Source organism: Archangium sp., from assembly GCF_036388035.1.
In the GTDB taxonomy this organism is placed as follows: Bacteria; Myxococcota; Myxococcia; order Myxococcales; family Myxococcaceae; genus Archangium.
In genome coordinates, this window is the sequence record NZ_DASVSO010000003.1 from 1 (window position 1) to 26,503 (window position 26,503).

The 26,503-nt window shown below is 69.8% G+C and carries 25 protein-coding genes and 4 pseudogenes; 15 read left to right on the plus strand and 14 right to left on the minus strand.

The genetic code is table 11. The features are described 5' to 3' along the window. From VF697_RS00045 to ccmA, 6 genes are all read right to left on the minus strand, one after another. Nucleotides 1-1,100: heme lyase CcmF/NrfE family subunit (locus tag VF697_RS00045; RefSeq protein ID WP_331090976.1), on the minus strand; the 1,100-nt coding region annotated here is incomplete at its 3' end. Further along, entirely contained in the window at nucleotides 1,097-1,585 is a 489-nt protein-coding gene (locus VF697_RS00050) for a cytochrome c maturation protein CcmE (protein ID WP_331090978.1), read from the minus strand. The genes VF697_RS00045 and VF697_RS00050, both read right to left, overlap by 4 nt. 3 nt (nucleotides 1,586-1,588) lie before the next feature. Then, entirely contained in the window at nucleotides 1,589-1,756 is a 168-nt protein-coding gene (locus VF697_RS00055; protein WP_331090980.1) for a hypothetical protein, read from the minus strand. A gap of 1 nt (nucleotide 1,757) precedes the next feature. After that, complete coding sequence (locus tag VF697_RS00060; RefSeq protein ID WP_331091017.1) at nucleotides 1,758-2,441, minus strand: cytochrome c biogenesis protein; 684 nt, start codon at nucleotides 2,439-2,441, stop codon at nucleotides 1,758-1,760. Nucleotides 2,442-2,583: 142 nt separating this feature from the next. Beyond that, complete coding sequence (locus VF697_RS00065; RefSeq protein WP_331090982.1) at nucleotides 2,584-3,279, minus strand: heme exporter protein CcmB; 696 nt, start codon at nucleotides 3,277-3,279, stop codon at nucleotides 2,584-2,586. Next, on the minus strand, nucleotides 3,276-3,938 hold the full coding sequence (gene ccmA, locus VF697_RS00070) for a heme ABC exporter ATP-binding protein CcmA (RefSeq protein ID WP_331090984.1): 663 nt from the start codon (nucleotides 3,936-3,938) through the stop codon (nucleotides 3,276-3,278). Before ccmA ends, VF697_RS00065 begins: the two co-directional genes overlap by 4 nt. A gap of 616 nt (nucleotides 3,939-4,554) precedes the next feature. Here ccmA and VF697_RS00075 point away from each other — a divergent pair. From VF697_RS00075 to VF697_RS00100, 6 genes are all read left to right on the plus strand, one after another. Continuing rightward, nucleotides 4,555-5,652 (plus strand): polysaccharide deacetylase family protein, encoded by a 1,098-nt coding sequence (locus tag VF697_RS00075; RefSeq protein WP_331090986.1) that lies wholly within the window; start codon nucleotides 4,555-4,557, stop codon nucleotides 5,650-5,652. Then, entirely contained in the window at nucleotides 5,649-7,169 is a 1,521-nt protein-coding gene (locus VF697_RS00080) for a lipopolysaccharide biosynthesis protein (RefSeq protein WP_331090988.1), read from the plus strand. Before VF697_RS00075 ends, VF697_RS00080 begins: the two co-directional genes overlap by 4 nt. 112 nt (nucleotides 7,170-7,281) lie before the next feature. Beyond that, nucleotides 7,282-7,812, plus strand: a complete 531-nt coding sequence (locus VF697_RS00085; RefSeq protein WP_331091019.1) for a serine acetyltransferase — start codon at nucleotides 7,282-7,284, stop codon at nucleotides 7,810-7,812. A gap of 12 nt (nucleotides 7,813-7,824) precedes the next feature. Further along, nucleotides 7,825-8,883 (plus strand): glycosyltransferase family 4 protein, encoded by a 1,059-nt coding sequence (locus tag VF697_RS00090; RefSeq protein WP_331090989.1) that lies wholly within the window; start codon nucleotides 7,825-7,827, stop codon nucleotides 8,881-8,883. After that, complete coding sequence (gene exoP / locus VF697_RS00095; protein ID WP_331090991.1) at nucleotides 8,870-10,072, plus strand: spore coat polysaccharide biosynthesis glycosyltransferase ExoP; 1,203 nt, start codon at nucleotides 8,870-8,872, stop codon at nucleotides 10,070-10,072. The genes VF697_RS00090 and exoP overlap by 14 nt, the downstream gene beginning before the upstream one ends. Nucleotides 10,073-10,291: 219 nt before the next feature. Beyond that, nucleotides 10,292-10,840 (plus strand): chalcone isomerase family protein, encoded by a 549-nt coding sequence (locus tag VF697_RS00100; RefSeq protein ID WP_331090993.1) that lies wholly within the window; start codon nucleotides 10,292-10,294, stop codon nucleotides 10,838-10,840. A 16-nt stretch (nucleotides 10,841-10,856) separates the two neighbouring features. On the opposite strand, the gene VF697_RS00105 is transcribed toward VF697_RS00100, so the two are convergent. Then, on the minus strand, nucleotides 10,857-11,591 hold the full coding sequence (locus VF697_RS00105) for an SDR family oxidoreductase (protein WP_331090995.1): 735 nt from the start codon (nucleotides 11,589-11,591) through the stop codon (nucleotides 10,857-10,859). Nucleotides 11,592-12,134: 543 nt separating this feature from the next. Here VF697_RS00105 and VF697_RS00110 point away from each other — a divergent pair. The 7 genes and pseudogenes from VF697_RS00110 to VF697_RS00140 form a co-directional block, all read left to right on the plus strand. Continuing rightward, nucleotides 12,135-12,542, plus strand: a pseudogene (locus tag VF697_RS00110) (GAF domain-containing protein); the annotation flags it as partial. 46 nt (nucleotides 12,543-12,588) lie between these two features. Continuing rightward, nucleotides 12,589-13,122, plus strand: a pseudogene (locus tag VF697_RS00115) (PAS domain-containing protein); the annotation flags it as partial. A gap of 97 nt (nucleotides 13,123-13,219) precedes the next feature. Then, nucleotides 13,220-13,525, plus strand: coding sequence for a histidine kinase dimerization/phospho-acceptor domain-containing protein (locus tag VF697_RS00120; RefSeq protein WP_331091022.1), 306 nt, complete (start codon nucleotides 13,220-13,222; stop codon nucleotides 13,523-13,525). Continuing rightward, nucleotides 13,486-13,827, plus strand: a pseudogene (locus tag VF697_RS00125) (sensor histidine kinase); the annotation flags it as partial. The gene VF697_RS00120 and the pseudogene VF697_RS00125, both read left to right, overlap by 40 nt. 193 nt (nucleotides 13,828-14,020) lie before the next feature. After that, nucleotides 14,021-15,151, plus strand: coding sequence for an efflux RND transporter periplasmic adaptor subunit (locus VF697_RS00130; protein WP_331090997.1), 1,131 nt, complete (start codon nucleotides 14,021-14,023; stop codon nucleotides 15,149-15,151). A 15-nt stretch (nucleotides 15,152-15,166) separates the two neighbouring features. Further along, nucleotides 15,167-18,364, plus strand: coding sequence for an efflux RND transporter permease subunit (locus VF697_RS00135; RefSeq protein ID WP_331090999.1), 3,198 nt, complete (start codon nucleotides 15,167-15,169; stop codon nucleotides 18,362-18,364). Further along, on the plus strand, nucleotides 18,361-19,623 hold the full coding sequence (locus tag VF697_RS00140; RefSeq protein WP_331091001.1) for a TolC family protein: 1,263 nt from the start codon (nucleotides 18,361-18,363) through the stop codon (nucleotides 19,621-19,623). The genes VF697_RS00135 and VF697_RS00140 overlap by 4 nt, the downstream gene beginning before the upstream one ends. Before the next feature lie 60 nt (nucleotides 19,624-19,683). Here the strand turns inward: VF697_RS00140 and VF697_RS00145 are convergent, their stop codons facing one another. The 4 genes from VF697_RS00145 to VF697_RS00160 all read right to left on the minus strand — a co-directional run bounded on the left by VF697_RS00145 (nucleotide 19,684) and on the right by VF697_RS00160 (nucleotide 23,492). Next, complete coding sequence (locus VF697_RS00145) at nucleotides 19,684-20,298, minus strand: TIGR02265 family protein (RefSeq protein WP_331091003.1); 615 nt, start codon at nucleotides 20,296-20,298, stop codon at nucleotides 19,684-19,686. A 73-nt stretch (nucleotides 20,299-20,371) separates the two neighbouring features. Continuing rightward, on the minus strand, nucleotides 20,372-21,571 hold the full coding sequence (locus VF697_RS00150) for a DUF4350 domain-containing protein (RefSeq protein ID WP_331091005.1): 1,200 nt from the start codon (nucleotides 21,569-21,571) through the stop codon (nucleotides 20,372-20,374). Continuing rightward, a complete protein-coding gene (locus tag VF697_RS00155; RefSeq protein ID WP_331091007.1) occupies nucleotides 21,568-22,452 on the minus strand; it encodes a DUF4129 domain-containing protein in 885 nt (294 codons plus the stop codon). The genes VF697_RS00150 and VF697_RS00155 overlap by 4 nt, the downstream gene beginning before the upstream one ends. Further along, nucleotides 22,449-23,492 (minus strand): hypothetical protein, encoded by a 1,044-nt coding sequence (locus VF697_RS00160; protein ID WP_414641217.1) that lies wholly within the window; start codon nucleotides 23,490-23,492, stop codon nucleotides 22,449-22,451. Before VF697_RS00160 ends, VF697_RS00155 begins: the two co-directional genes overlap by 4 nt. A gap of 670 nt (nucleotides 23,493-24,162) precedes the next feature. Between VF697_RS00160 and VF697_RS00165 the strand changes: the two genes are divergently transcribed. Beyond that, nucleotides 24,163-24,507: a hypothetical protein gene (locus tag VF697_RS00165; RefSeq protein WP_331091010.1), complete on the plus strand. Its 345-nt coding sequence runs from the start codon at nucleotides 24,163-24,165 to the stop codon at nucleotides 24,505-24,507. 44 nt (nucleotides 24,508-24,551) lie between these two features. Here the strand turns inward: VF697_RS00165 and VF697_RS00170 are convergent, their stop codons facing one another. Genes VF697_RS00170 through thiS form a run of 3 tightly spaced genes read right to left on the minus strand, consistent with a single transcriptional unit; the run spans nucleotide 24,552 to nucleotide 26,140 of the window. Continuing rightward, nucleotides 24,552-25,148, minus strand: coding sequence for a thiamine phosphate synthase (locus VF697_RS00170; protein ID WP_331091012.1), 597 nt, complete (start codon nucleotides 25,146-25,148; stop codon nucleotides 24,552-24,554). Further along, nucleotides 25,148-25,930 carry a thiazole synthase gene (locus tag VF697_RS00175; protein ID WP_331091014.1) on the minus strand — a complete coding sequence of 261 codons (783 nt, stop codon included), beginning with the start codon at nucleotides 25,928-25,930 and terminating at the stop codon, nucleotides 25,148-25,150. The genes VF697_RS00170 and VF697_RS00175 overlap by 1 nt, the downstream gene beginning before the upstream one ends. A gap of 9 nt (nucleotides 25,931-25,939) precedes the next feature. Next, nucleotides 25,940-26,140, minus strand: coding sequence for a sulfur carrier protein ThiS (thiS, locus tag VF697_RS00180; RefSeq protein WP_331091015.1), 201 nt, complete (start codon nucleotides 26,138-26,140; stop codon nucleotides 25,940-25,942). 122 nt (nucleotides 26,141-26,262) lie between these two features. Here thiS and VF697_RS00185 point away from each other — a divergent pair. Further along, nucleotides 26,263-26,503, plus strand: a pseudogene (locus VF697_RS00185) (hypothetical protein); the annotation flags it as partial.

The following is a 26,503-nucleotide window of genomic DNA, read 5'->3' on the forward strand; positions in this document are numbered from 1 at the left end:
AGCACCGTGAAGGTGATGGCCACGAACACCAGGTTGTTCACCAGGATGCTCGTCTCGCGCGACACCAGCGAGTTGATGCGGCCCTCGGCCACCAGCAGGTGCCCGCGCGTGGTCAGCAGCGCGATGGACACGAAGAGCAGCACCGCGATGAACACCAGGAAGGTGGGGCCGATGTCCGACTGGGTGAAGCTGTGCACCGAGTTGAAGATGCCGCTGCGGGTCATGAAGGTGCCGAGGATGGTCAGCACGAAGCTGCCCAGCGCCAGCGCCAGCGTCCACAGCTTCAGCATCTTCTTGCGCTCGTGCACCATGGTGGAGTGCATGAACGCGGTGGCCGTCAGCCACGGCAGGAAGGACGCGTTCTCCACCGGATCCCACGCCCAGTAGCCGCCCCAGCCGAGCACCGCGTACGCCCACCAGGCGCCGAGGATGATGCCGATGGAGAGGAACAGCCAGGCGAAGAGCGTCCAGCGGCGCAGGGGCGCCATCCACGCATCACCCATCTCCCCGCGCAGCAGCGCGGCCACGGCGATGCCGAAGGGCACCGTCATGCCCACGTAGCCCAGGTACAGCATGGGCGGGTGGATGATCATCAGGTAGTGGTTCTGCAGCAGCGCGTTGGGGCCCGGCCCGTCCATGGGCACCGGCGACACCGCGTGGAACGGGTTGGCGGGGCCCGCGATGAGGAAGCTGAAGAAGACGCCCACGGCGAGCATGGTGCCCAGGGCCAGGGACATGTAGCGCGCGTGCTCGCGCTTGTGCGTCAGCGCGAAGGCCAGCACGTAGCTGCTCATGATGAGGCCCCAGAAGAGGATGGAGCCCTCGAGCGCGCTCCACAGCGAGACGATCTTGAAGATCGTCGGCGTGGCCCGGCTGCCCACCTGTGCCACGTACTGCACGCTGAAGTCATTGGTGAGGAGCGCGTACTCCATCACCACGTTGGCGCCGAGCATGCAGGCGAAGAAGCCGTACACGCAGCGCAGCACCCACGGGTAGGCCGCGTCGTTGCGGCGCATCCCGCTCACCAGACCCACCAGGGCCCCGAAGCTCGCGAACGCGAGCCCGCCGAGCACCAGCCCGTATCCGAGCGTTCCGTTCACTGAGTCCTCGCCGCGGCCGTGGTGGCTTCCTGCTTCTGCATGTCCTCGAACATCTTCTTCACGTCGTCTTCGCTCTTGGGCGCCCGGTACTCGTTGGAGTGGTTCACCATCAGCCGGCTGCCCTCGAAGACTTGCGTCTTGTCGAAGGTGCCCTCCACCACCACGCCGATGCGCTCGCGGAACATCTGCGGGGGCACCTCGGTGGTGCGCACCAGCACGTGGGCGGCGCCGGGCTGCTCGCTGTCCATCACGCGGAAGTGCAGGGTGGTGTGCTGCTCGTTCCACTGGATGCTGCCCGGCTGCACCTGGCCACCCAGGCGGATGGTGGGGCCGTGGGCCTTCTCGCCCTGGGCCAGCATCTCCGAGGGCCTCCAGTAATAGACGAGGTTCTCACCGATGTTGCCGAAGGCCACCAGCGTCAGGCCGGCACCCGCCACCAGGAGAGCCACCACGGCGATGAGGCGATTGCGGTTCTGCTGCGTCATGGCTCACTCCTTCGAGACGGCGTCGGCCTTGGGCCGGCGCATCCACAGGGACAGGGCATACAGCGAGAGCGACGCCCAGGCGATGCCGTAGGCGGACCAGATGTACTCCCAGCCACCCTGGATGCGGCCCGCGCCCACCTGGGCGAGCAGCGTGTACGTCAGCGGGGACATGTCAGGCGACCTCCGAAGCGTTGCGCGAGGCGGGCGCGTCCGTGGGGAGCGCCTCGGGCAGGGCCACCTCCGCCTCGCGCGTGGCGAGGGCGATGCGGTAGCGGTGCAGCAGGAAGAGGGTGAGGAGGATGAGCGAGGCCCACGCGTTGACGCGCAGCGCCAGCGCCATGTCCGGGTCCACCGTCTTCGGGGTGGACTGAATCTGGTGCAGGCTGCGCCACCACCTCACGGAGAACCAGACAATCGGCAGGTTGACGAAGGAGATGATGCCCACCACGGAGCTCCACACCGCGCGCTTCTCCGGATCCTCCACGAAGCCGCGCAGGGCCATGTAGGCCACGTACGTCACCAGCATGATGGCCATGGCGGTGAGGCGCGGATCCCAGTCCCAGTAGGTGCCCCAGGTGGGCTTGCCCCAGATGGCGCCCAGCACCAGCCCGTAGCTGCCGAAGAGCAGGCCCACCTCGCCCGAGGCCTCCGCCAGCGCGTCCGTCTTCCAGCTCGACTTGAAGAGGTAGGCCACGCAGCAGCCGAAGTTGAGCACCAGCGCCAGCATCGCCATCCACATGGCCGGCACGTGCACATAGATGATGCGGTAGACGTCGCCCATCTCGCGCTCGGGCGGCGTCCACGCCAGCCCCAGCCAGTTGCCCAGCACCAGCAGCAGCACCGCCGCCGCCGTCATGCCGAAGAGCACCGGCTTCGCGTTGAAGCGCGAGTTTGGCGGGGCCCACTTCCGGCCCAGCCACACGCCCAGGCCCACGGACGACAGCGCCGCCGCCGCCGAGCCCACCTGCAGCACCGTCTTGATGAGACCGCTCATGACCTCAATCCTCGATCACCCGGGGGAACAGCGCGAAGCCCAGGCCCCAATAAATCAGATTGAACCCGAAGAGCAGCCCGAACCATGAGGGGAGCTGATTCATCGGGTCACCTTGCAATACGAGCGATGTCGCCTTCGCGGCCGCGAGCAGCGCTGGAATGATGAGCGGGAACAGCAACAGCGGCAGCAGAACATCTCTTGCCCGTGCGTTGCTCGCGATGGCCGAATACACCGTGCCCGGCGCGCTGATGGCCATGCAGCCAAGCACCAGGGTGGTGGCGAAAGGACCCACACCCATGGCGAGCTGCACCCCATAGAGGGCCACCATCACCGGGATGAGCAGGGTGCCCAGGCCGGTGAGCAGCAGGGCGTTGCCCAGGGCCTTGGAGAGGAAGATGGCGCGCGCGTCCGCCGGGGCCAGCCGCAGCCCGTCCAGCGTGAGGTTCTCCTGCTCCACCCGGAAGGACTCGCCCAGCGCGAGCACGCTGGCGAAGAGCAGCGCCAGCCACAGGTAGCCGCCCGCGTTGCGCGCCAGCAGCTTGGTGTCCGGGCCCACCGCGAAGGAGAAGAGCAGCAGGGTGGCGAGCGCGAAGAAGATGAGCGCGTTGAGCCGCGCGCGCGTGCGCCACTCGATCAACAAGTCCTTGGCCAGCAGCACCCCCACCGTCTTGAGCAGGGAGATGGGACGCCCCCGGTTCATGCCGCCACCGCCCGGCCCTCTTGCAGGTGCAGGCGCTCCTCGCACAGCGACAGGCCCTGCTCGATGAGGTGGGTGGCCAGCACCACGGTGACGCCCGAGGTCTTCAGCTCCCCGATGAGCTTCTCCATGTCCCGGATGCCCGAGGGGTCCAACTCGCCGAAGGGCTCGTCCAGCAGCGCCACCGCCGGGGCCTTCATCAGCAGCCGGGCGATGGCCAGGCGCTTGCGCATGCCCGCGGAGAACTGGCGCACCGGGCTGTCCGAGCGCTTCGTCAGCCCCACCTTGGTGAGCAGCGCGCCCGTCACGTCCAGGGGCGAGTCCATGCCGAGCAGCCGCGCCAGCACCACCAGGTTCTGGTGCGCGGTGAGATCCTCATAGAGGAAGCTCGCGTGCGACAGGAGGGCCACCTCGCGGCGGACGGTGTCGCGCTGCTGCACGCAGTCATTGCCACGCACCTCCACCCGGCCGTGGGTGGGCGAGAGCGCGGTGGCCACCAGCCGCATCAGCGTCGTCTTCCCCGAGCCGTTGTGCCCGGTGAGCAGCAGGGAGCGGCCCTGGGGCAGGGTGTAGCTGAGACGCGCGAGCGCCCAGTGTCGGCCATAGCGCTTGCTGACATCGTGTAGGGCCAGCGCGGGGGGCGCTGCGGTGGGGGCGTCCATCGGCGGAAGCGTTCGTAACTGGAAACTTCTCCGTACTCCAGAGAAAGCAGGCTCGGCTGGCTGCTCGGGTACCTGGGGACGGAACGGTGGGACGAAGCCCATGCCCCCCGAGCGACAGCTCGGGCGCCAGCGAGTTGGCTGTGCCACGGGAAGGGCGCATCAGGGGACCTGGAAGGGAAATCCTCTGGCCTGGATCGGGTCCTTCACGGGGAGGCGTGCTCCCGTTACGGACAGGAAGGTTTTTACAGTCCGACGGGGCCCGTTTCCGCCGAGGCGCGCCGCTCACGCTCGCGCCCGTCCCTGGCCAGCGGCACTTGTCCGGGGCGGAACGGAAGATCTTTCGACCCGCTGACGCCACGGTTGCACCGATCCGGGCCCGTGGACGTCGCGGATGGGAACAGACTTACCTTCTCGTGGAGGTTCAGCCCTCCAGGCCGCGCCCACCGGGCGTGTGGCACCCCGCATGCAAAGACCCGGGGCGCGGAGTCGGGAATCGGGAAGCTGGGCGGCGGCGGCATCGGGGGAGGAAGCCACAATGGATGTGCGGGGAATGGTGCGGAGGGCGATGAAATCCGCGGCGGCGGGGGTGCTTCATCACAGTGGCCTTCGCAGGGCGATGTCGGCGTGGCAACGCCACCAGTCGGGTGGGCGACGCATCCTCATCGTCAGTTATCACCGGGTAGTGAAGGACTTCACGGGCGAGCTGCAGCGCTCCATTCCGGGCCTGCTCATCTCGCAGGAGACCTTTCGCCGGCACCTGGAGGAGCTCTCCGCGGCCGGCTACGACCTCGTCAGCATCGGGGACGCCCTGGACGTGATGGCCGGGCGCCGCGCGGCGAAGAAGGACCTGTGCGTCGTCACCTTCGACGACGGTTACCGCGACGTGTACCGGTACGCCTACCCCGTCCTCAAGGACATGGGGGTGCCGGCCATGACGTACCTGCCCGCGGAGCTCATCGGCACCGAGCGGCGCTTCAACCATGATCGGCTCTTCCACCTGGTGCGGCTCGCGCTGGCCCGGGGCTACCAGCCTCGGTTCGACGCGCTGCCCGGGCCCACCGCGGAGCTGCTCGAGTCCGTGCTCTCCGGCCGCATGCGGGTGTCGGCGGCGCTCGACGACTTCATCGGCCAGCACCCCACCACCACGCTCGTGGAGACGATCCACGCGCTGGAGGAGCGGCTCGGCCCCGGTCCGGACCTCCTGCCCGAGCAGGGGGACCTGATGAGCTGGGACGAGGTGCGCGGCATGGTGAAGGACGGCTTCGAGTTCGGCGCGCACACCCTGGGCCACCTCGTGCTCACGCACGAGCCCCTGGAGGTGGCGGAGCGCGAGGTGCGCGAGTCCAAGGCCATCATCGAGCGCGAGACGGGCATCACCGTGCGCGACTTCGCCTACTGCAATGGCTGGTACTCGGACGAGCTCATCGGCGTGCTCAAGCGCAACGGGTTCCGCTCGGCCGTCACCACCGAGGACATGCCCAACCGGATGGGCGGAGACCCGTTCACCCTCAAGCGCAAGGTGCTCTGGGAGAACTTCAGCCTGGGCCTCAAGGGCGAGTACTCGCCGTGCCTCACCGTGTGCCAGCTCGATGACTGCTTCGGGATGCTGGGCATGCGCAGCCCCGTGCTGGGCCGGCGTCCGCAGCGGATGGCCCCCTCATCCAACACCGCCACCCCGAGTCTCATCGGCTCGCCGGCGGAGGTGCCCTGGTGAGCGGAAGCCCGGCGCAAGCCGCGCCCGCCTCCTCGTTCCTGGGGAAGGCGGGCCCCCTGGTCCTCGCCCGGCTGTTCACCGCCGGGCTCACCGTGTCCATCCCCCTCGTCCTGGCGAGGGTGTTGAGCCTCGAGGAGTACGGCACCTACTACCAGCTCTTCCTCATCGCCACGACGCTCTACTACGTGCTGCCCTTCGGGGTGGTGCAGAGCCTCTACTACTTCCTGCCTCGCGCCGAGGAGAAGCGCCCCTGGCTGGGCCAGACGCTGCTCTTCATGACGGGCGCGGGGCTGGTGGGCGCCGCGCTCGTGTGGGGGCTGCTCGGGCCCGTGGCGGGGCTGTTCGACAACCCGGCGCTGCTCGAGTACCGGGGCGCGCTCGCGGCCTATACCGGGCTGTGGCTCGGCTCCTTCCCGCTGGAGATCTCCCTCACCAGTCAGGGCCGGACGAAGCAGTCCGCGCTGGTGTACCTGGTGTCGGACGCGCTGCGCTCGGCGACCATGGTGGTGCCGTGTCTGCTGGGCGCCGGGCTGCACGGGATGATGCGGGCGGTGGTGGGCTTCGCCGCCCTGCGTTACGTGGCCACCTGGGTGGTGGTGCCGCGGGGGACCAGCGGACCGCTGGTGCGCCCGGGGTGGTGGCGCGAGCAGCTCGTCTACGCGGCGCCCTTTGGCGCGGCCATGTTGCTCGCCATCCCCCAGCAGAACGCCCACTTCTATGTGGTGGCGGGCTCGGTGGCTCCGGCCCTCTACGCCCTCTACCGCGTGGGCTGCTTCCAGCTGCCCGTGGTGGACCTGCTCTACACGCCCACCAGCGAGGTGCTCATGGTGCGCCTGGGCGAGCTGGAGAAGCAGGGGCGTCTGGAGGAGGGGGTGGAGGCCTTCCGCGAGGCCGCGGGCAAGCTGGCCTTCGCCTTCCTTCCCCTGGCCGCGTTCCTCTTCGCCGCCGCGCCCGAGTTCATCGGCGCGCTCTTCGGCACGAAGTTCCTCCCGGCCGTTCCCATCTTCCGGGTGAGCGTGCTGGGCGTGGTGCTCGCCATCCTTCCCATGGACGGCGTGCTGCGCGCCCGCGGGCACACGCGCGCCATCTTCTTCTCGTACCTGCTCAAGGCCGTGGTGACGGTGCCCCTCCTCTGGTGGGGCGTGCGCCAGTTCGGAATGCAGGGAGGGATCGCGTCCTGGGCCCTCGCCGAGGTGGTGGGCAAGGGCGCGCTGCTCGCCCGCGTGCCGGCGGCGCTGTCCACCCCGGCGCGGGCCCTGCGCATCCGCGACCTCATCCCCTGGCGCGAGCTGGGCAAGGCCTCGCTGGCGGCCGGGGCGGCGGCCGGGGCCGTCTTCCTGCTGCGCGCCAGCACGGTGCACGCCTGGGCCGGTCTGCCCGAGGGCTTCTTCTGGAGGGTCCTGCCGCTCGGGATCGCCGGAGTGCTGTTCCTCGGGGGGTACATGGGCGTCCTCTATGTCACCGGAGTGCGGCCATTGAGCGTCCTGGCCAGTCTGCGCGCCCGCCGCGCCGGGTAGGCCCCCCCCGGTACATGTAAGTGGTGGACTTTTGGGGGTCCGGGGGGGCTCCCGCCCTGGAAGGCCTGTACCTAGGTTGGGCTCCGAATCGACCAGGGAGAGGAGTGGCGTGATGGGCATCGATGCGATGACGCTGTACCGGATGGGCCGCAAGCTGTACCTGCGGGGCATCCCCGTGTTGCCGGCCATGCTGCGCAAGGCCATCCACTATCTGCATGGCTCGTACATCCCAGCCGAGGCGGACATCGGCGAGGGGACGCAGCTCGGCTACGGCGGCATGGGCATCGTCATTCACAAGGACGCGAAGATCGGCCGGCACTGCCTCATCTCCCACCAGGTGACGGTGGGGGGACGCTCGGGGCTCAAGGATCTGCCGGTGATTGGCGACTACGTGCGCATCGGCGCGGGCGCCAAGATTCTCGGCAACATCCACATTGGAGACTTCGCCGTCATCGGCGCCAACGCCGTGGTGGTGAAGGACGTGGCTCCCGGCGCGGTGGTGGGAGGCATCCCCGCCAAGGAGCTCCGCAGGGATCCTGATCCGCTCGCCACCTACGAGCGCGAGATGGGGCTGCGCCCGCAACCGACGCGGCGCCCCGAGGTCGTCCAGTCCGTTCCTCCGGTGTCGTCCGCCGCTCAGTAGGGGGTGCCGAGCATGCGAGTGCTCCTCGTCGGTGATTATCCACCACCCCACGGGGGTGTGGCGGTGCACGTCCAGCAGCTCCACGGGTACCTGCGGGAGCGCGGGGTGGAGGCGGTGGTGCTGGACATCGGGAAGGGAGGCCGTCCGGCTCCGGACGTCATTCCCGTGCGCACCGCGACCCAATACGGCACGCGGCTGGCGGGCTTCCTGCGCGAGGGGTGGACGGTCCACGTCCACACCAGCGGCAACAACCCGAAGTCCTGGATGCTCGCGGCCACCGCCGGCATCCGGGCGCGCGCGCCCCGCGTCATCACCCTGCACTCGGGGCTGCTGCCGGACTACCTGGCCTCCTCGGTGTCGCGCCGGGCCTTCGCCCGCGTGGCCCTGGCCGGCTACTCGCGCGTGGTGGCCGTGTCCGAGGCCGTGCGCGAGGCGCTCGCCCGCTGCGGCGTCCCCGACGAGAAGCTCGTGGTGTACCCGGCCTTCTGCGGCTCACAGGTGCGGCCCGGGCCGATGACGCAGGCGGTGAGGGATGCGCGGCTGCGCCGCAAGCCCCTGCTGGCCATGGCGCACCACCCCTCGCCCGTCTACGGGCGCAAGCTGATGTTCCGCGCGCTGCGCACGCTCGCGGAGGAGCTGCCCGGGGTGGGACTCGCCGTCTTCGGGCCCGGCACCCGCACGGAGGAGTTCCTGAGCGACGCCCGGGAGTTCCAGGTGGACGAGCTCCTCGAGGACATGGGCGAGCTGGAGCACGCGCAGGCGCTCGGGTTGATGGCGCGCTGCGATGCCTTCATCCGGCCCACCACGCACGATGGGGACGCCATCTCGGTGCGCGAGGCGCTCGCGCTCGGCGTGCCGTGCGTGGCCAGCGACGTGTGCGCGCGGCCTCATGGGGCCTACACCTTCCGCGCCGGCGACGCGGCGGACCTGGCGGCGCGGGTGCACCACGCGCTCGAGCACGGACCCGCGCAGGTGCTGTCACCGGACGCCGGGCCGGTGCTGATGAAGCTGTACGGCGAGCTGGTGCAACCGACGACTGTGGGAGGAGGCGAGACACATGCGGCGCATTGAGGATCTGGATCTGGCCCGCCGGGCGCTCCGCGGCAGGGACCTGGTGGTCTTCTCCAACGACTGGGATGGGGACCCGCTGTCCAAGGTCCACATCATGCGGATTCTCTCCCGGGACAACCGCGTCCTCTGGGTGAACAGCATCGGCAACCGGGCGCCGAAGGCCAATGCGCACGACGTGAAGCGCATCTGGAACAAGCTGGCCTCCTTCACCGAGGGCATCCGCGAGGTGGAGCCGAACCTCTTCGTGCTCGCCCCGCTGGCCATTCCCTTCTACGGCTCGGAGATGGTGCGCGCGGCCAACCGCACGCTGCTGCGGGCCCAGGTGCTGCGCGCCATGCGGCAGCTGCACTTCAAGCGGCCCATCTCCTGGTCCTTCCTGCCGGCCTCGGCGCCGGTGTCCGGGCGGCTGGGCGAGGAGTTCGTCGTCTACCACTGCGTGGACGAGTTCTCCGCCTTCAGCGACACCAACGGGCGCCACATCGCGGAGATGGAGGAGCAGCTGCTGCGCCGGGCGGACCTCGTCATCACCTCGGCGGAGCGGCTGCGCGAGAACAAGGTGAAGGTCAACCCGCGCACGGTGCTGGTGCGCCACGGCGTGGACTTCAACCACTTCGCCAAGGCGTGCGATCCGTCCACGAAGATTCCCGACGACATCGCGAACCTGCCCAAGCCCATCTTCGGCTTCTTCGGGCTGGTGGCGGACTGGGTGGACATGGAGGCCATCGCCGCGACGGCGCGGGCGCACCCCGAGGGCTCGGTGGTGGTGATCGGCAAGGTGGCGCCGGACGCGGACCCGGCGGTGCTCGAGGCCGAGCCCAACATCCACCTGCTGGGCCGCAAGCCGTACGCGGAGCTGCCCGGCTACTGCCGCGCCTTCGACGTGGCGCTCATGCCCTTCCGGGTGAACGAGCTCACGCTCAACGCCAACCCGCTCAAGGTGCGCGAGTACCTGGCCGCGGGCCTGCCGGTGGTGTCCTCGGACATCCCCGAGGTGCGCAAGGTGGGCCTGTGCAAGCTGGCCACGGACACCGAGGACTTCGTGCGCAAGGTGGACGAGTGCCTCGCCGAGGGCGCCGGCCCCACGCGCGAGCGCGCCGAGCTCATTCGCCACGAGAGCTGGGAGGCCAAGGTTGATGAGATCCGCGGCTTCGTGGGCGAGGCCATGGTGAAGAGCGGCCGCGGCCTGTAGACACCTCCCGAGCGCTGGGCCCCAGGGCTCCCTCGCACTGTTCCTCTCGAGGAGGAGCAGGGGAGGGGGCCCTTCGGTTCATGGGGGCCGTGAGTCACCCAACGAAGCCCCGGCGCCGCGTGTCTCCTTCCCGCCAGTCTCCTGGTGCGCGCTGGCTGCTCGCCGCTCCCATGTGCACACTCCCAGGTACTCGACTCGGCGGTGGGGAGGGGCGGGCGCATGGAGCGGAACAGGTCGGCGGCGAGGGTGTGGGGGCTCCTGGTGGGGGTGATGTTGACGGCGAGCGCGGCGGAGGCCCGGCAGGTGGCGGGGGTGCAGATGCCGGACTCGCTCACGCTGGAAGGGCGGCGGATTTCGCTGGCCCACATGGCGCTGAAGGAGAAGCTCTTCTTCAAGGTGTACGTCTGGTCGCTCTATCTGGAGCAACTGCCTCGGCAGGAGTCCGAGGCCATTGCCACCAACTGCGTCAAGCGGCTCCACTTCCGCTTCCTGCGCACGGTGCGGAAGGATCAGCTCGTGGAGGCCTTCCGCGACGGCCTCTCCAGCAACTCCGCCATGCGGACGCCCGCCATGCAGGAGCACCTGGAGCAGCTGCTCTCCTCGCTGCGGGACGTGGGCGAGGGACAGGATCTCGTCCTCACCTACGTTCCCGGCGGGGGCCTCCAGGTCTCGGGGGATGCCTCCGGGGGCCTGAGCATTCCAGGCAAGCCCTTCGCGGACGCGCTCTTCGCCTCCTGGCTGCAGATGCACCCCATCTTCTCCCGCTGAGCCGGAGGCGGGGGGCTCAGAGCAGGCCGCCGGTGGGGCGGACGTTCTGTCCGCTCAACCACCGCGCATCGCTCGAGGCGAGGAAGCCCACGACGTCGGCGATGTCCTCGGGCTGGCCCAGCCGACCCAGCGGCGTCATGGAGATCGTCCGAGCGATCATCTCCTTGGGCATGCACAGGGCGTCCGTCTCGACGGCGCCGGGGGAGACGATGTTGACCGTCACCTGCCGGGCCCCGAGCTCCTTGGCCAGCGCGAGGGCGAACGTCTCGGTGGCGGACTTGCTGCCGGCGTAGAGGCCCGCGCCCGGCACCACCCGGGCCGTGCCCCCGGTGGAGACGAGGACGATGCGCCCGCCGTCGCGCACCCGCTTCGCCGCCTGCTGCAGGACGAAGAAGGCGCCCCGGGTGTTGAGCGCGAACACCCGATCGAAGTCCTCCTCGGTGACCTCGAGCGTGGGCTTGAAGAGGCCGATCGCCGCGTTGGCCACCACGATGTCGAGGCGCTCGAAGGCGCGCTCGGCCTCGTCGAAGAGCGCGCGGATGTCGGCGACCTTCGCCATGTCCCCCCGCACGGCGACCGCCCGACGGTCGAGCGTGGCGAGGGTCCGCACGAGCTCCTCGGCCTTCTCCGTGTTGCTGGCGTAGTTGACGACCACGTTGGCGCCGTCCTTCGCGAGCCGCAGGGCGATGGCCCGGCCAATGCCCCGCGATGCTCCCGTCACCAGTGCCGTCTTTCCCTTCAGCTGTCCCATGCCGCCTTCTTTCTCGGTGGAGGAAAAAAGGCGGCATGCTACCCAGCGGCCCATCCGGGGGGGGTCCGTCAACGGGCGGACCCCTCGAACTAGAGGACTGGCGCGTCGGGAAGGGCAGCTCCACCCTGGAGGGCTTGGGGGCTCTTCTGTCTCCCAGGGCTTGCCCACCGTATGCCCAAGGTCGCTGACTTCATCGAGAGCCACCGGGAGCAGCTCGTCGAGCGCTACGCCCAGGACGCAGGCCGGCTCGAGTCGGCCAGGGGCCTCAAGCCCTACGAGCTCATCGATACCTTCCCCGAGTACCTCGCGACGCTGGCCACCATCTCCCGCCAGGGCCACCGGGGCGATCCGGTGAAGACGAAGAAGCGTCTGGAGGAGACGCACATCAGCCTGCGCCTGCGGCACGGCTACTCCCAGGAGGAAGTGACGAGCGAGTACGCCCTCATGGCCCGCCTCATCTCCTCCCTGTGGGAGTCCCTCCCTCCGGAGGAGCAGCCCACGCCCGAGGACACCGGACTGCTCCTCGAGGAGCTCCAGGACGCGATGAGTCAGGTGGTCGCCACCTTCAGCGGCTACACCCTGGAGGATCGGCAAGCCGAGAAGCGTACCCTGCGCCGCCTCGATGCGCTCGCGCCGGAGTCGCTGGTCCGTGGCGGCAACCCCAGCTCCCTGCACCCGCGGCTCGCGCCTCTCGTTCAGGTCATCCAGGACGCGCTGGGCGCGGATGGGGCGGAGCTGCTGCTGGCGGATGCGAGCGGGACGCAACTGGAGCTCGTCACCGCCACGGGGGCGTGTCCGGAGCCCTCGGCGGACTACCGGACTCCGGTGGGTGCCCCCTCCTTCGTGGCCCGGGTGGCGGCCGCCGACGAGCCCGTCCTCCTGGCGGACGTGCGGACCACGTCGTTGGAGCTGCGCGACGAGCTTCGCCGCAGTGGCCTGCGCTCGCTGATGGGAGAGCCGCTTCCGTCGCCTCACGGAGGCGGGCATCGTCGGCATCGTGGAGTGGGACGCCTCCGTCCGCCTGACCCAGGCGAACGACACCCTGCTGCACATGGTGGGTTACACGCGAGAGGATCTCCGGGCGGGCCGCCTGAACTTCCGCACCCTCACGCCGCCCGAGCACCAGGAGTCCACCGAGCGCGCCGTTCGGAGCCTGAAGGCGACAGGCGTCCTCCAGCCCTTCGAGAAGCAGTACGTCCACCGGGAGGGCCACCGCGTGGACATCCTCATCAGCAGCGCCACCTTGGATGAGGCGCGCGAGCGGGGCCTCGCCCTCATCCTGGACATCTCCGAGTCCAAGCGTGCCGAGGAGGCGCTCCGCCACCGGGAGGCGGAGTACCGGACCCTCGCCGAGTTCATGCCCCAGGTGGTGTGGTCGGCCCGGCCCGATGGCGACATCGACTACGTCAACCAGGTGCTCGCCAACTACATGGGCAAGACCGTCGAGGAGGTGCTCGGCATCTGGTGGACGGAGCTCCTGCACCCGGAGGACCTGCCGCTCGCCCTGGAGCGATGGACGCGCCAGGAGGATCTCCGTCGGCGCGTCGAGTTCGAGCAGCAGCTCATCGGCATCGTCAGCCACGACCTGCGCAACCCCCCTGGGCGCCATTTCGCTCGGGGCCACGGCGCTGCTCCAGCGGGACGATCTCAACGAGCGGCAGACGAAGAGCGTGGTGCGCATCCAGTCCTCCGCCGAGCGCGCCATCCGCCTCATCCGCGACCTGCTCGACTTCACCCGGGCCCGCATGGGGGGCGGCATTCCCGTGAGCCGCAAGCCCATGGAGCTGCATGGCTTTCTCCGGCAGGTGGTGGACGAGGTGCAGCTCGTCCACCCGGAGCGGCGCCTCGACGTGGTGCCCAGGGCGACGGGCGGGGAGAGTGGGACCCGGACCGCCTGGCCCAGGTGCTCACCAACCTCCTCTCCAACGCCCTGAGCTACAGCCCGCCCGACACGCCCGTGACGGTGCGCACGCGCGGAGAGGATGGGACGGTGTTGCTGGAGGAGCACAACCAGGGCGCCCCCATCCCCGCGGAGAGACTCCCCCAGCTGTTCGAGCCCCTGGAGCGCGGCGCCGCGCAGCAGGACCGGATGGGCCGCGGCATCGGCCTGGGCCTCTTCATCGTGAGGCACATCGTGGAGGCGCACGGGGGCTCCATCACCGTGCGCTCGGGGGCGAAGGAGGGGACGACCTTCACCGTCCACCTGCCTCGCCAGGCGGCTGGGAGACCCGGCTGAGCCGGCCGTGACACCCCCGTGACGGGGGATGGAATGGCCCTACACGCAACCACGCGCGATGCCTGCCTGCCTGGTGCATCCAGTGCTTGACATTTCCCCCCACCCCCAGGTTAGTTAGTTTGCGGTCACTAACTTATCTCGGGCCGAGGGCATCCCCCTCGTAGAGGGGCCCCAGGCGCACGGGAGCACAGGCATGCGGAAGCTTCATCGACAGGGCAGGACGGGCAAGGCGCCGGTGTTGAGGGTGCTGGTGGTGGGCGGGCTGGTGCTGACGCTGGGCGGCGGCTGTGGTTCGCGGGTGGATGCCGCGCAGACGAAGGCGGCGGCGCAGTCGCAGGCCTCGGCGCCCGAGTCCGCGGTGAAGGCGGACACGGTGGAGGTGGGTGAGGCGAAGGTGCCGCGCTTCCTCACGCTCACCGGCACGCTGTCGGCCTACGAGGACTCGGACGTGGCGGCCGGCGCGACGGGCAAGGTGGTGTCCGTGCACGTCGAGCGCGGCACCGTGGTGCGCAAGGGGGACGTGCTGGTGAAGCTGGACGCCCGCGCGGCCTCGGCGAGCCTCGAGGACGCCCGGGCCCAGGTGTCCCTGGCGAAGTCGCAGCTGGAGCTGGCCACCGCCGAGTGCGAGCGCAACGAGAAGCTCTTCGCCAGCGGCACCGTCTCCACGGCGGACCATGATCGCGCCCAGGCGCAGTGCCGCAACGCCGCGGCGCAGGCCGCCTCGGCCGCCGCGCGCCTGTCGCTGCTGGAGATCAGCGCGACGGACGCCACCATCCGCGCCCCCTTCGACGGCGTGGTGGCCGAGCGCGTGGTGTCCGTGGGTGAGTTCGTCCGCCAGGACTCCAAGGTGGTGACGCTGGTGTCCTTGGATCCGCTGCGGCTGGAGCTCACCGTGCCGGAGTCCTCGGCGGCCTTCCTCCAGAAGGATCAGGCGGTGGAGTTCACCCTGACGGCGGCGCCCCACGTGGTGCACAAGACGAAGGTGTCCTTCATGGGCGCGGGCCTGCGCAAGGGCACCCGGGACCTGGTGGTGGAGGCGCTCGTCCCCAACAAGGAGCGCTCGCTGCTGCCGGGCCAGTTCGCCACCGCCAAGGTGCAGCTCGGTGAGCAGCAGCTGCCGGTGGTGCCGCGCACGGCGGTGCTGGATGCCGGGGGCGCGCGCCGCAAGCTCTTCGTGGTGACGGATGGGCGGCTGGAGGAGCGCATGGTCCAGGTGAGCGAGTCCGCGGGGGACTCGCTGGGCGTGATGGCGGGCGTTCGCACCGGCGAGCGCGTGGTGGCGGTGGCGCGGGAAGACCTGCGCGACGGCCAGAAGCTGCAGTAGGAGAGGGCGCCCCACATGCAATGGCTCGCGAGTATCTGTGTCCGGAAGCCCGTCTTCGCGTCGGTGCTCATCCTGCTCATCTGCGTGCTCGGCATCGCCGGGTACGCGAAGCTCAGCGTGGACCGCTTCCCCAAGCTCGACTTCCCCACCGTGGTGGTGGTGACGCGCCTGCCCGGCTCCTCTCCCGAGGAGATGGAGACGGACGTCACCGAGAAGGTCGAGGAGGCGGTCAACACCATCTCCGGCATCGACGAGATGTCCTCCATCACCGCGGAGGGCGTCAGCCAGGTCATCATCACGTTCGTCCTGGAGAAGAACGTCGACGTGGCCGTGCAGGAGGTGCGCGACCGCATGGCGCAGATCTCCTACACCCTGCCCCGCGACGTGGAGACGCCGCTGGTGCAGAAGTTCGATCCGGACGCCGTGCCCGTCATCATCCTGGCGGTGCAGGCGGATCGGCCCGTGCGCGAGCTCACCGAGTACGCGGACCGCGTGCTGCGCCGCCGGCTGGAGACGGTGCAGGGCGTGGGCCAGGTGACGCTCATCGGTGGCCGCAAGCGCCAGGTGAACGTGTGGATGGACCCGGTGAAGATGCGCTCGGCGGGCGTGAGCTCGGCCGAGGTGCAGCGGGCGCTGTCCGGGCAGAACCTGTCGATGCCGGGTGGAAGCATCGAGACGGGGCCGCAGCGCCTCACCCTGCGCCTGCGCGGGCGCGTGTCCAGCGTGGAGGAGCTGGGCCAGCTCGTGCTGCGCGAGAACAACGGCCACATCCTGCGCGTGCGGGACGTGGCCCGGGTGGAGGACGGCGAGGTGGAGGCGGAGACGGCGGCCGTGCGCGACGGCAAGCCGACGGTGCTCCTGTCCATCCGCAAGCAGTCCGGTGAGAACACCGTGGCCCTGGTGAAGGAAGTGCGCCGGCGCATGGCGGAGCTCAACACGACGCTGCCGCCGGGCTACTCGCTGGAGGTGGTGCGCGACAACTCGGAGACCACCATCACCAGCGTGCATGCGGTGCAGGAGCACCTGGTGCTGGGTGGCGTCTTCGCCGCGCTGGTGGTGCTGCTGTTCCTCGGCAGCTGGCGCAGCACGCTGATCGCCGCGCTCGCCATCCCCACCTCCATCATCGGCACCTTCGCGCTGATGCAGGCGACGGGCCTCAACCTCAACACCATCAGCCTGCTGGCGCTCGCGCTGGCGGTGGGCATCGTCATCGACGACGCCATCGTGGTGCTGGAGAACATCCACCGCTTCATCCACGAGAAGAAGCTCAAGCCCTTCCCGGCCGCCATCCTGGCCACCAAGGAGATCGGCCTCGCGGTGCTCGCCACCACGCTGTCGCTCATCGCGGTGTTCCTGCCGGTGGCCTTCATGGGCGGCATCCCCGGGCGCTTCCTGAGCAGCTTCGGCTGGACGATGGCCTTCTCCATCGCCGTGTCGCTGCTGGTGTCCTTCACCCTCACGCCCATGCTGTGCGCGCGCTGGCTGGTGGGCGGCTCCGCGGCTTCCGAGCACGGCCACGCGCGCAAGCCGCTGCTCGAGCGCGTCACCGACGTGGTCTACCTGCCCATCGAGCGCGCCTACGAGCGCTCCCTGCGCTGGGTGATGGCGCACCGCTGGGTGATGGTGGTGGCGTCGCTGGCCACGCTCGGCTCGTGCGTGCCGCTCATGGGCGCGGTGCCCAAGGGCTTCCTCCCCAAGAGTGACGAGGCCCAGTTCCAGGTGACGGTCCGCATGCCGGAGGGCAGCAGCATGGACTCCACCCTCCTGGTGGCCGAGCGCCTGGCCCGCGACATCCGCGAGAAGGTACCGGAGACGCTCTCCACGCTCGTCACCATCGGCGACAACACGGATCGGGCCCCCAACGTGGCCGGCATCTTCGTGAAGATCGTCAACCCGGATCAGCGTCAGGACAGCCAGCAGGACCTCATGGACAAGGTGCGCCGGGAGATCACCTCCAAGCTGCCCAAGGCGTACAGGGTGAGCGTGTCCGACGCGCCCCTCTTCAGCGGCGCCGGTGCGCAAGCGGCGGTCCAGTATGTGGTGACGGGTCCCGACTTCGACGAGCTGGCCCGGCAGTCCAGCGGCTTGCTGGAGAAGCTGCGGCAGGTCCCCGGCGTGGTGGACGCGGACAGCAACCTCATCACCGGCAAGCCCGAGGTGAGCGCGTACATCGATCGCTCGCGCGCCGCGGATCTGGGCGTGCAGGTGCCCGACGTGGCCAGCACCCTGCAGATGCTGGTGGGCGGCTTCGACGTGTCCACTTACGTGGAGAATGGCAACCTGTACGACGTGCGGCTGCGCGCCGAGCCGGGCTCGCGCGACAGCGTGGAGGCTATCGGCCAGGTCACCGTGCCCTCCGCGCGGCTGGGCTCCGTGCCGCTCACGGACGTGGTGAGGCTGCAGCAGGAGGAGGGCCCCTCGCAGATCAACCGCATGAACCGCCAGCGGCAGATCATGATCTCCGCCAACACCGCTCCGGGCGTGAGCACGGGCACGGTGGTGGATCAGTTCAACAAGATCATCGCGGAGACGAAGCTGCCGGCCGGCTATGCGGCGCGGCCCGCGGGTCAGTCCCGCGAGATCGCCCGCACGGGGGTGAACTTCCTCATGGCCTTCGCGCTGGCCTTCGTCTTCATGTACCTCATCCTCGCCGCGCAGTTCGAGTCGTGGATCCACCCCATCACCATCCTCATCTCGCTGCCGCTCACCGTGCCCTTCGCGCTGGTGTCGCTGCTCATCTTCCGGCAGGCGCTGGACCTGTACTCGATGCTCGGCCTGTTGGTGCTCTTCGGCGTGGTGAAGAAGAACTCGATTCTGCAGATCGACCACACCAACCAGCTCCGGCGCGAGGGCCATCCTCGGCTGGAGGCCATCGTCCACGGCAGCAAGGACCGTCTGCGGCCCATCCTGATGACCACGCTGTCATTCGTGGCGGGCATGATTCCGCTGCTGATGTCCAAGGGCGTGGGCTCGAGCTTCAACCAGGCCACGGCCGGCGTGGTGGTGGGTGGCCAGACGCTGTCGCTGGTGCTCACGCTGCTGATGACGCCGGTGGTGTACTCGCTGTTCGATGACGCCTCGGCGTGGTTCGGCCGTAAGTTCGGCTCCAAGCGCTCGCCGGAGGAGACGGGCGAGGCCGAGGTGGCGCGTGCCTATGGTGGCGACTCGCTCAGCGAGCTGCGGCCCGTGCATGACAACGAGGAGGCGGCATGATCTCCCTGATCGCAGCACTGACCCTGACTGTGAGCGCCGCGACGCCGGTGCTCACGCTGGATGAGGCGCTCCAGGCCGCCCGGCAGGAGAACCTGGACCTGAAGGTGGCGCGGGCCCGGCTGGAGCAGTCGGCGCTGCTGTCGCGCCGGGCGTGGGCCGGCTACCTGCCCACGGTCTCGGTGGGTGGCAGCTACACCCGCAACTCCAACGAAGCGGTGGTGGCGCTGCCCGGCGGTCCGGAGATCGTCATCCAGCCCTTCAACCAGTTCTCCGCCCAGGCGGAGGTGCGGCAGGCGATCATCGCCCCGTCGCTCTGGCCCGCCATCCGCAGCGCGGGCATCGCCGAGGACGTGGCGGAGCTGAACACGGAGAACGCGCGCCGGGAGATCCTCTTCGCCGTGGCCCAGTCCTACTACGGGGCCGCGAGCTACCAGGAGGCCATCCGCGCCGCGCAGTTCCTGCTGGAGGTGAACACGGCGCGCGAGGCGGACACGCAGAAGCGCTTCGATGCGGGCACGGTGACGCGGGTGGCGCTCCTCCGGGCGCAGCTCGACCGGGCGCGCGCCGAGCAGGACCTGCTGCGGGCCCGCAACGCCTATGCGTCGGCGCGGCTGGCGCTCGCCACGCTCATCCAGCGCGACGCGGACTTCACGCTGGAGCTGCCGCCGGTGCCCCAGGTGCCGGCCGCGAACGAGGATCTCACGAAGCAGGCCCTGGAGCAGCGGCCGGACGTGGCCGTCGCGCGTCGCAACCTGGACCTGGCGGTGAGCCGTCGGCAGGGCGTGTGGTTCTCCTACGCGCCCTCGGTGGGCTTCTCCGGCGTCTACCGGCTCAGCAATGCCGCGGGCTTCACGGGGCGGAACGACGTGTGGGCCCTGACGCTCAGCGCGCAGTGGATGCTGTGGGACGGCGGCCTGCGGGAGATCAACCTGCGCGAGGAGTCCGCCCGCGTGGCCGAGGCCTCGGCCCTGCGGAAGCAGTCGGAGGCGCGTGTCACGGAGGAGGTGGCGCGGGCCCGGCTGGAGTATGAGAACGCCCAGGCCAACCTGTCCAAGGCCCAGGAGGCACTGGGGCTGGCGCGTGAGACGCAGCGCCTCACGGAGATCAGCTTCAAGGCGGGCGTGGCCACCTACCTCGAGGTAGCGGACGCGAACGCCGCGCTGACGAACGCCGAGGTGGGCGCCATCTCCGAGCGCCTGCAGGCGTCGCTGTCGGCCCTGCGGTTGCTCCGGGCCGCTGGCGTCTTCATGGCGGAGTAGGGGAGGGCCGCGAGGCTCTCCGGTGCCGAGGGCTCCGCTCCACGTGGGCGGGGCCCTTTCTCATTCCCAGGAGAGCTCATATTCATTGTCGAGCGACGCCGTCGGATGCGTGCGAACCGTCAGCCCTCGCACCTTGGCGGACTCGAAGGCGCCCTGCAGCGAGCCCTCCGTGTACGCGGAGGGAAGGAAGTCCCGCGTGATGAGGACGACCGCGCGGGTGTGCCCCATCCACCTCACCTTGCACGCCCCCGAGCTCGTGTTCATGCGGTGAGCCACCGGCAGGGTGTCGAGCAGCAGCCGGGGCTGCCCGAGGATCATCCGCAGCATCATCTTGCCCATCGTGGAGGAGGCGAAACCCCTCGCCGACACGTAGCCCATCTGGCGCATGACCTCGGAGAAGCTCCGGGTGTCGTCGCTCAGCAGCCTCGCCCCGGCGTAGGACATCCGCAGCAGCGTGTCGATGGGGTAGCTGAAGAGGTCCACGAAGCGCTGCTCGCCACTCTGCTCCAGGCAGTAGCGCACCGTGGACTCGCTGCCCAGTTGCCGCACGGACTCCAGCACGCCGTTGAGGAAGATTCCGCGCGTGGTGTCCGCGGCGGTCACCAGGGACAGCCTTCGCCGCAGATCCTCCTCGGAGCCGAGCGGTGGCCACGAGAATCCTGTGTCATCCCCCATTGCGCGCTCCCCTCCCCAAGTCTGTTGCTCCCCGTGACTCGCCGCTACCTGGACTCGGTAGCGGGGGCGTGGGTCATGCGCTCGTGCCCGGCGGCGCCGCCCGGCCGGTGACGATGGCCTCGAACCGCGCGTAACGACGGGCCAGGCGCGAGTAGTCGCCCGGGCGGATGTCGCGCTGGTCCAGCGTCCGGGCCAGCTCCTCCCGAGCGGCGAGGTAGTCCGCGGCCGGCAGCCCGCAGGCCTGCTCCAGGGCCCGTGCCGCCTCGTCCTCCGGCAAGGCGAGGGGGATGCCCAGCCGCTCATGCATCCGTCGGCGGAGCTGCCGTGCCAGCTCCGGTACCAGCTCGTGCTCCACCTTCGAGCGTCGCGCCAGCCACCCCAGCGAGCGGACATACTCCAGCGCCGAGCGGTGCTTCTCCACCACCAGGGGCCTCGGGGGACCGAAGCGCGTGCCGCGCGACACCACGTAGAGCAGCCCCACCAGCAGGCCCTGCGCCGCGAACACCCACAGGCCCCGGGCCGAGGGGGGCTCCTTCGGTGTGTCCAGGTGGTGGTGGTACTCGTCGAACACCAGGGGGCCCCGCGCCGCCAGCGCGTCCCAGAAGCGCAGGTTGTCCAGCAGCTCCAGCCGCCGGTTCTCCGCCAGGTCCGCGCCCGCCAGCACGTACACCTCGCCGGCTCCCTCGGGCACCCGCCACAGCACCGCGCCGCCCTTGGCTCCCGCGAGCGGCACCGCGTCCGGTCGGCCCACCGAGATGCCCCGATCCAGCGCGACACGGAAGTGCTCCAGGCCGCGCGCCGCGCCCGTCGGCACCCAGACCCGCGCCGTCGTCCCCGTGAGGTCCTTCTCGTCCGGCCCCAGTCCCTCGGAGCCGGGCGGGAGCAGGGGCCCGGCGCTGAGCTGGAGCCAGTCGTCCAGCTCCGGCTGTGGTGACTTCGAGTCCCGTGACACCAGGTAGACGAGTGTCCCGCCCTCGCGGACCCACTTCCGCAGGGTCTCGAGCTCGGACTCCGTCACGGGCCGTCCCGTTGGCTCCGCCACCACCACGGTCCGCACGCCCGCCAGAGGCTCTGCGTCCTCGAGGGCCTCCTGGAGCGCCGACACGGGCGCGCCGGACTCCTGGAGGTACAGGTACAGGGCCCGCAGGCCGAACGGTCCCGGGTTGTCCACCGAGGGCACCGTCGACTGGGGCGTCTGATTCACCGCGAGCCCCAGCGCCAGCGCCAGTGCCACCAGCACGCCATAGATGGCCGCCGTCCTCAGGCCCTTCATGCCGATGCCCCCGCCAGCCCCTGGTGGAGCCGCTCCACCTCGTCCACGAAGCGCGCCGCGTCCTCCGACGGCACCGGCTCGAGCGAGTAGAAGGCCCGGTCATACCAGTGCACCAGCCGCTCCACCTCGCGCGTGAGCTGCGTGGAGGCGCCGCGTCCGGGCAGCTCGCCCACCAGCTCGCGGTTCGTCTTCACGCGGTCCGGCCGCGCCAGCCGCTTCGTCTCCAGCGAGGACAGCAGCGCCAGCAGCCCCTCGCGGATGGCCTCACGTGGCTGTCCGCTCAGCGCCGCCCGCGCCCGCGACAGGTGCTCCCCCGGAGAGTCGAGCACCAGCGCCGCCGTGGCTCCCGTGCCCGACTGTTCTCCTCGCCGCGCCGGGCCGCTCCGCCAGTGGCGCAGGCGCAGCACCGCGAAGAGCACCACCGCGAAGCCCAGCACGAGCACCGCCGTCCGGGTGCTCGTCGCGAAGCTCTGGGCCTCGCGCGTCTGCAGCAGCTCCTCCAGCCAGTCCTTCAGCGTGCGGATCAACCGCTGCATCAGGTCCCCCTGGCGCTGCCTTGCCTGGGCGAACTCGGGCCGGGAGAGGATCTCCTGGAGCCGGGCCGGGTCGGTCCGGGGCGGGGGGCTCGCCGTGCTCGGGGAGGCTTCGGGCCGGGCACAGGCGGCCTGGAGGCGACGGGTCGCCGTCTCCGCGCGCTTCTCGGGCGTGTCGTCCTCCGGCGAGCGCAGGGGCAGACCCTCCCAGCGCTGCTCCAGGGCGGAGAGGTACGTGTCCAGCCCCGCGGGCTGCCGCTGGACCACCTCCGCGAGCTGTTGCGCCTCCTGGGCCTGGCTCTCGCAGGGCAGGGCCGCGAGCCACAGCAGCGCCAGACCCGCCGTCATGCGGCCACCGGGGGCGTCGAGCGGGCCCCGAGGCGCTGCTCGAGATCCAGTCCCTCCCGGCGCACGCGCATGTCCAGGTAGAACAGCGCGTAGAAGACGAGCCCCAGGGGGCTGAACACCGCCTGTCCCACGACCTGGAGCAGCTCGGCGGGGACGAGGAGGGACTGCGGCACCGGGTTGGCCGCCGCGGCGACGGGGTCGAACGGGCTGCCGTAGGAGAACTGGACGATGAGCGCGGGCAGCCCGGACAGGATGCTCACCGCGACGAGGATGACCGACACCACGGTCACGAGGATCATCGCGCGCACCTTCACGCGGCCGGTGAAGCCCGGCTCCACGCGGCCGGAGAGCAGCTCCCCCGAGCGCCGGAAGGCTCCCACGGCGGACAGCTCCTCCATGGCCATCACCGGCCCCAGCAGCGAGAAGCGCAGCAGGTACCAAAGGATGCCGCCCACCACGCCGAGCATCACCAGCAGGATGCCCACCGCGAGCACGACGCCACCGCCGAGCCGGGCGCCCGGGTTGCTCGACAACCCGAGCATCGCCGCGCCCGCCCCGGTCACCAGCGCGCCGGGCAGTGCCATCAACAGGTTGGCGCCCAGGCCCCAGAGCAGGGAGAGGGCATATGCGCCGGTGAACGCCCCGAGCCGCTTCAACCCGCGCCGCACGCCCTCGGAGGGAGGCACCGGCTCGCCGAGCTGGGCCGGCACCACGTAGCGGGCCACCACGAGCGTGGCCAGCCAGTAGAGCCAGAAGGTGCCCACCAGCGTCCCAGCCGTCACGAGGAGGAACTGGCCATAGCCGACCAGGACGGCCTCCATGTCCCCCTCGCCCTTGGCCGCGCCCTGGAGCAACTGAAGGGTGCTCTGCATGGCGAGCTGCATGGCCTTGGTGAGGATGTAGGTGAGCAGGTTGAAGCCGAAGCTGAGCAGGAAGAGGTGCTTGAGGTGCTTGCGCCAGAAGGTGGCCGAGCGGTCGATGATCTCACCGATCGCCAGGGGGCGAAGATCCGAAGGAGGAGGGCTCACGGGCCGCAGCATACTTGCGGCGCGGTCGGGTGGGGGAAGACCCGTACCGGAGCCCGGACCTGGAGCGGAACGAGGTTTCGTCCAACGGGAATTGACGGGTAGGCTCCGCAAGCAGCCAGGCACCCGGGAGGGGGGAACCGTGTCCCGTACAGAGCCCATGGAGTCTCCGAAGAACCTCGTGGCCTGCTGGATCTCGTGGTGCGTCGTCGGTGCGTTGGTGACTGGGTGCGCGTCTTCTGCGACAAGCCGTCGTGAAGACGACCCCAGAGACCGACCGGCAGCAGAGCAACATCCACAGCCAGACGAGCGAGCCTACAGGGACGCAGCCGAAAAATTTCTAAACTTCCTGGCAGGGCAGCAGCAGGCGAACGCGAGCGTTATTCAAGCATCAGGGAAAGACGGGATCTATCCCGTGTATGAATGCATGGAACACGGCTGCCCTGACAGGGTGCTTTGCGAAGAGGCCAACGTCTACTGCCACGTCACCCATTGTGGCAAAGGGAGTTGTCAGTTCTGTCCGGAACCATTTCCGGATATATTCAAGAATCTCGCCTTCAGGCAATGGTGCAAATTCGACTGTCTACGGGGCTCCGTCCGAGTAGGAACGGTCCTGGGCTTTGTTCCATCCCTTGGGAAGATGTTCATCGGGCCGTTCGGCTGTCCTTCAGAAAAGAGGCCGTAAATGCCTTCATACTCCGAACAGGATGCCGCTCGCATTGCCGCTGCCCTCAATGGCTTGGGGCACATTGCAATGGGCCACTCGCTGGAAGAGATTCGCCGCTCCAAGGGTGATACGAAGTTAAGGGAAGACTTCCATGAGGACGCAACCGTCGTTCTTGAGTTGGTTGCACATGAGTCGAAACGCAAATCACCGGCGATTCGTTGCCCTGAAGAATGCGAGGCCGCTCTCTCTCGGTTTCGAGACATGGTGCGAGCCATTGATTTCGATGATGCTGTGAGCATGGCCAGCCTCAAGACGTATGCTCGGCAGGTCCTCGCGGCCTTTGGGGTTCCGTTGCCCGAGTGAAATGCCGCGAAAATCCTGGCACGCCACGCAGTGGGGGAAGACCCTCACCTTCGCACCAGGGCCCTCGCGGCGGCTCCCGGGTCCTCCGCCTCCAGCACTCCGGAGATGACCGCGAAGCCCGTCGCCCCTCCGAGCAGGAGGGCACTCTCGGGGGTGATGCCTCCGAGGGCCAGGGCGGGGCAGGGGAGGGCCGAGGCCAGGGCCCGAAAGCCCTCGGGCCCCAGCGTGGGCCGCGTGTCCCCCGGCTTCGAGCCTGGGGAGAACACCGGGCTCACCAGCGCCAGGTCCGCCCCTCGCGCCCGCCGTGCCTCCTGCGCGTCGTGGACCGCCACGCTCACGAGGCGACCCGTTGGAAGGTGTGGGCGCACGTCCTCCGGCGTCAGGCCTCCGGCGGGCAGGTGCAGGTGCGCGCCCACCAGGAGGGCCACATCCAGCCGGCCATTGATGAAGAGGGGGTTGCCCCTCGCATGGCAAAGCCCGGAGAGCAGCCGGGCTTCCTCGAGGAACTCGCGGGCGGTGGCCTCCGGGTGACGGTGCTGCACCGCCACCTGGGGCCCCACCTCCAGCGCCCGCTCCAGCGCGGCCAGCAACCGCGCCCGGGGCAGGCGCCAGTCGGTGATGACCATCAACCGCGGGAGCACTACTCGACGAGCCCCTCGATGGGACTGGACGCCGAGGCGTACGCCTTGCGGGGAATCCGGCCGGACAGGAAGGCCTCTCGCCCCGCCTCGATGGCCAGCTTCATGGCCCGAGCCATGCGCACCGGATCCTTCGCGCCCGCGATGGCGGTGTTCATCAGCACCGCGTCCACGCCCAGCTCCATGGCAATGGCCGCGTCGGACGCCGTACCCACGCCCGCGTCCACGATGACCGGCACCTTCACCGTCTCGCGGATGAGGCGGATGTTGTGCGGGTTGCGGATGCCCAGCCCCGAGCCAATGGGAGCGGCCAGCGGCATCACCGCCGCGCACCCCACGTCCTCCAGCTTGCGCGCGGTGATGGGGTCGTCCGAGGTGTAGGGCAGCACCGTGAAGCCCTCCTTCACCAGGACGCGCGCCGCCTTGAGCGTCTCCTCGACGTCCGGGTAGAGCGTCTTCTCGTCGCCGAGCACCTCCAGCTTCACCCACTTGCTCATGCCGAGCTCCTCGGCGAGCCGGCAGGTGCGCACCGCGTCGTCGGCCGTGTAGCAGAGGGCCGTGTTCGGCAGCAGCCGCATGCGCTGGGGGTCGATCCAATTCATCAGCGACGCCTCGCCCTTGGCCGAGAGGTCCAACCGGCGCACCGCCACCGTCACCATCTCGGCGCCCGAGGCCTCATGGCAGCGCTTCATCACTTCGTGGCTGGGGTACTTCCCCGTGCCCACGATGAGGCGCGACTGGAAGGTGACGCCGGCGATGATCAGGGGCTTGTCCTGCACGCTCATTGCTCGCTCCTATCCGCCACCGACGAAGGTGACGATCTCCACGCGATCCTGCGGGGACAGCTGGAACTCGGGGTGGCGCGCACGGCGGACCACCTCCGCGTTCACCTCCACCGCCACTCCCGGCCCGCCCACCTCCATCGAGGTGAGCAGTGCCGCGAGTGTCATGCCCTCGGGCACTTCTCGTGCCTGTCCGTTGATCCAGATCGTCAAGGCTCGACGCTCCTGCTGCTGGGGCTCGACGCAGTACAGGTGCATCCCCTCGCTGTCAACGCACACCCGACCCGCCACCCCTCGCTATACTCATGGCCATGTTCACCGTCCGAAGCAGGCTCGTGGCTTCCGCCCTGGTGCTGACGCTCGGGCTCCCGGCCTTCGCCGAGGCTCCCCGAGCGCCGGATGCCCCCCAGCGCGCCCCGTCCGGCCTCCACGGGCACCGGTACGCCTTCGTCGCCGGGGGCCTGCTGGCGCTCGGGGGCGCGGGTTTCGGCTACCTCGCCCATGGGGAGTCGCGGCGCGCCCAGACCCTCTCCTCGGCGCGCGAGTCCAGCACCGCGCTCGACCGGGCCCGCACCC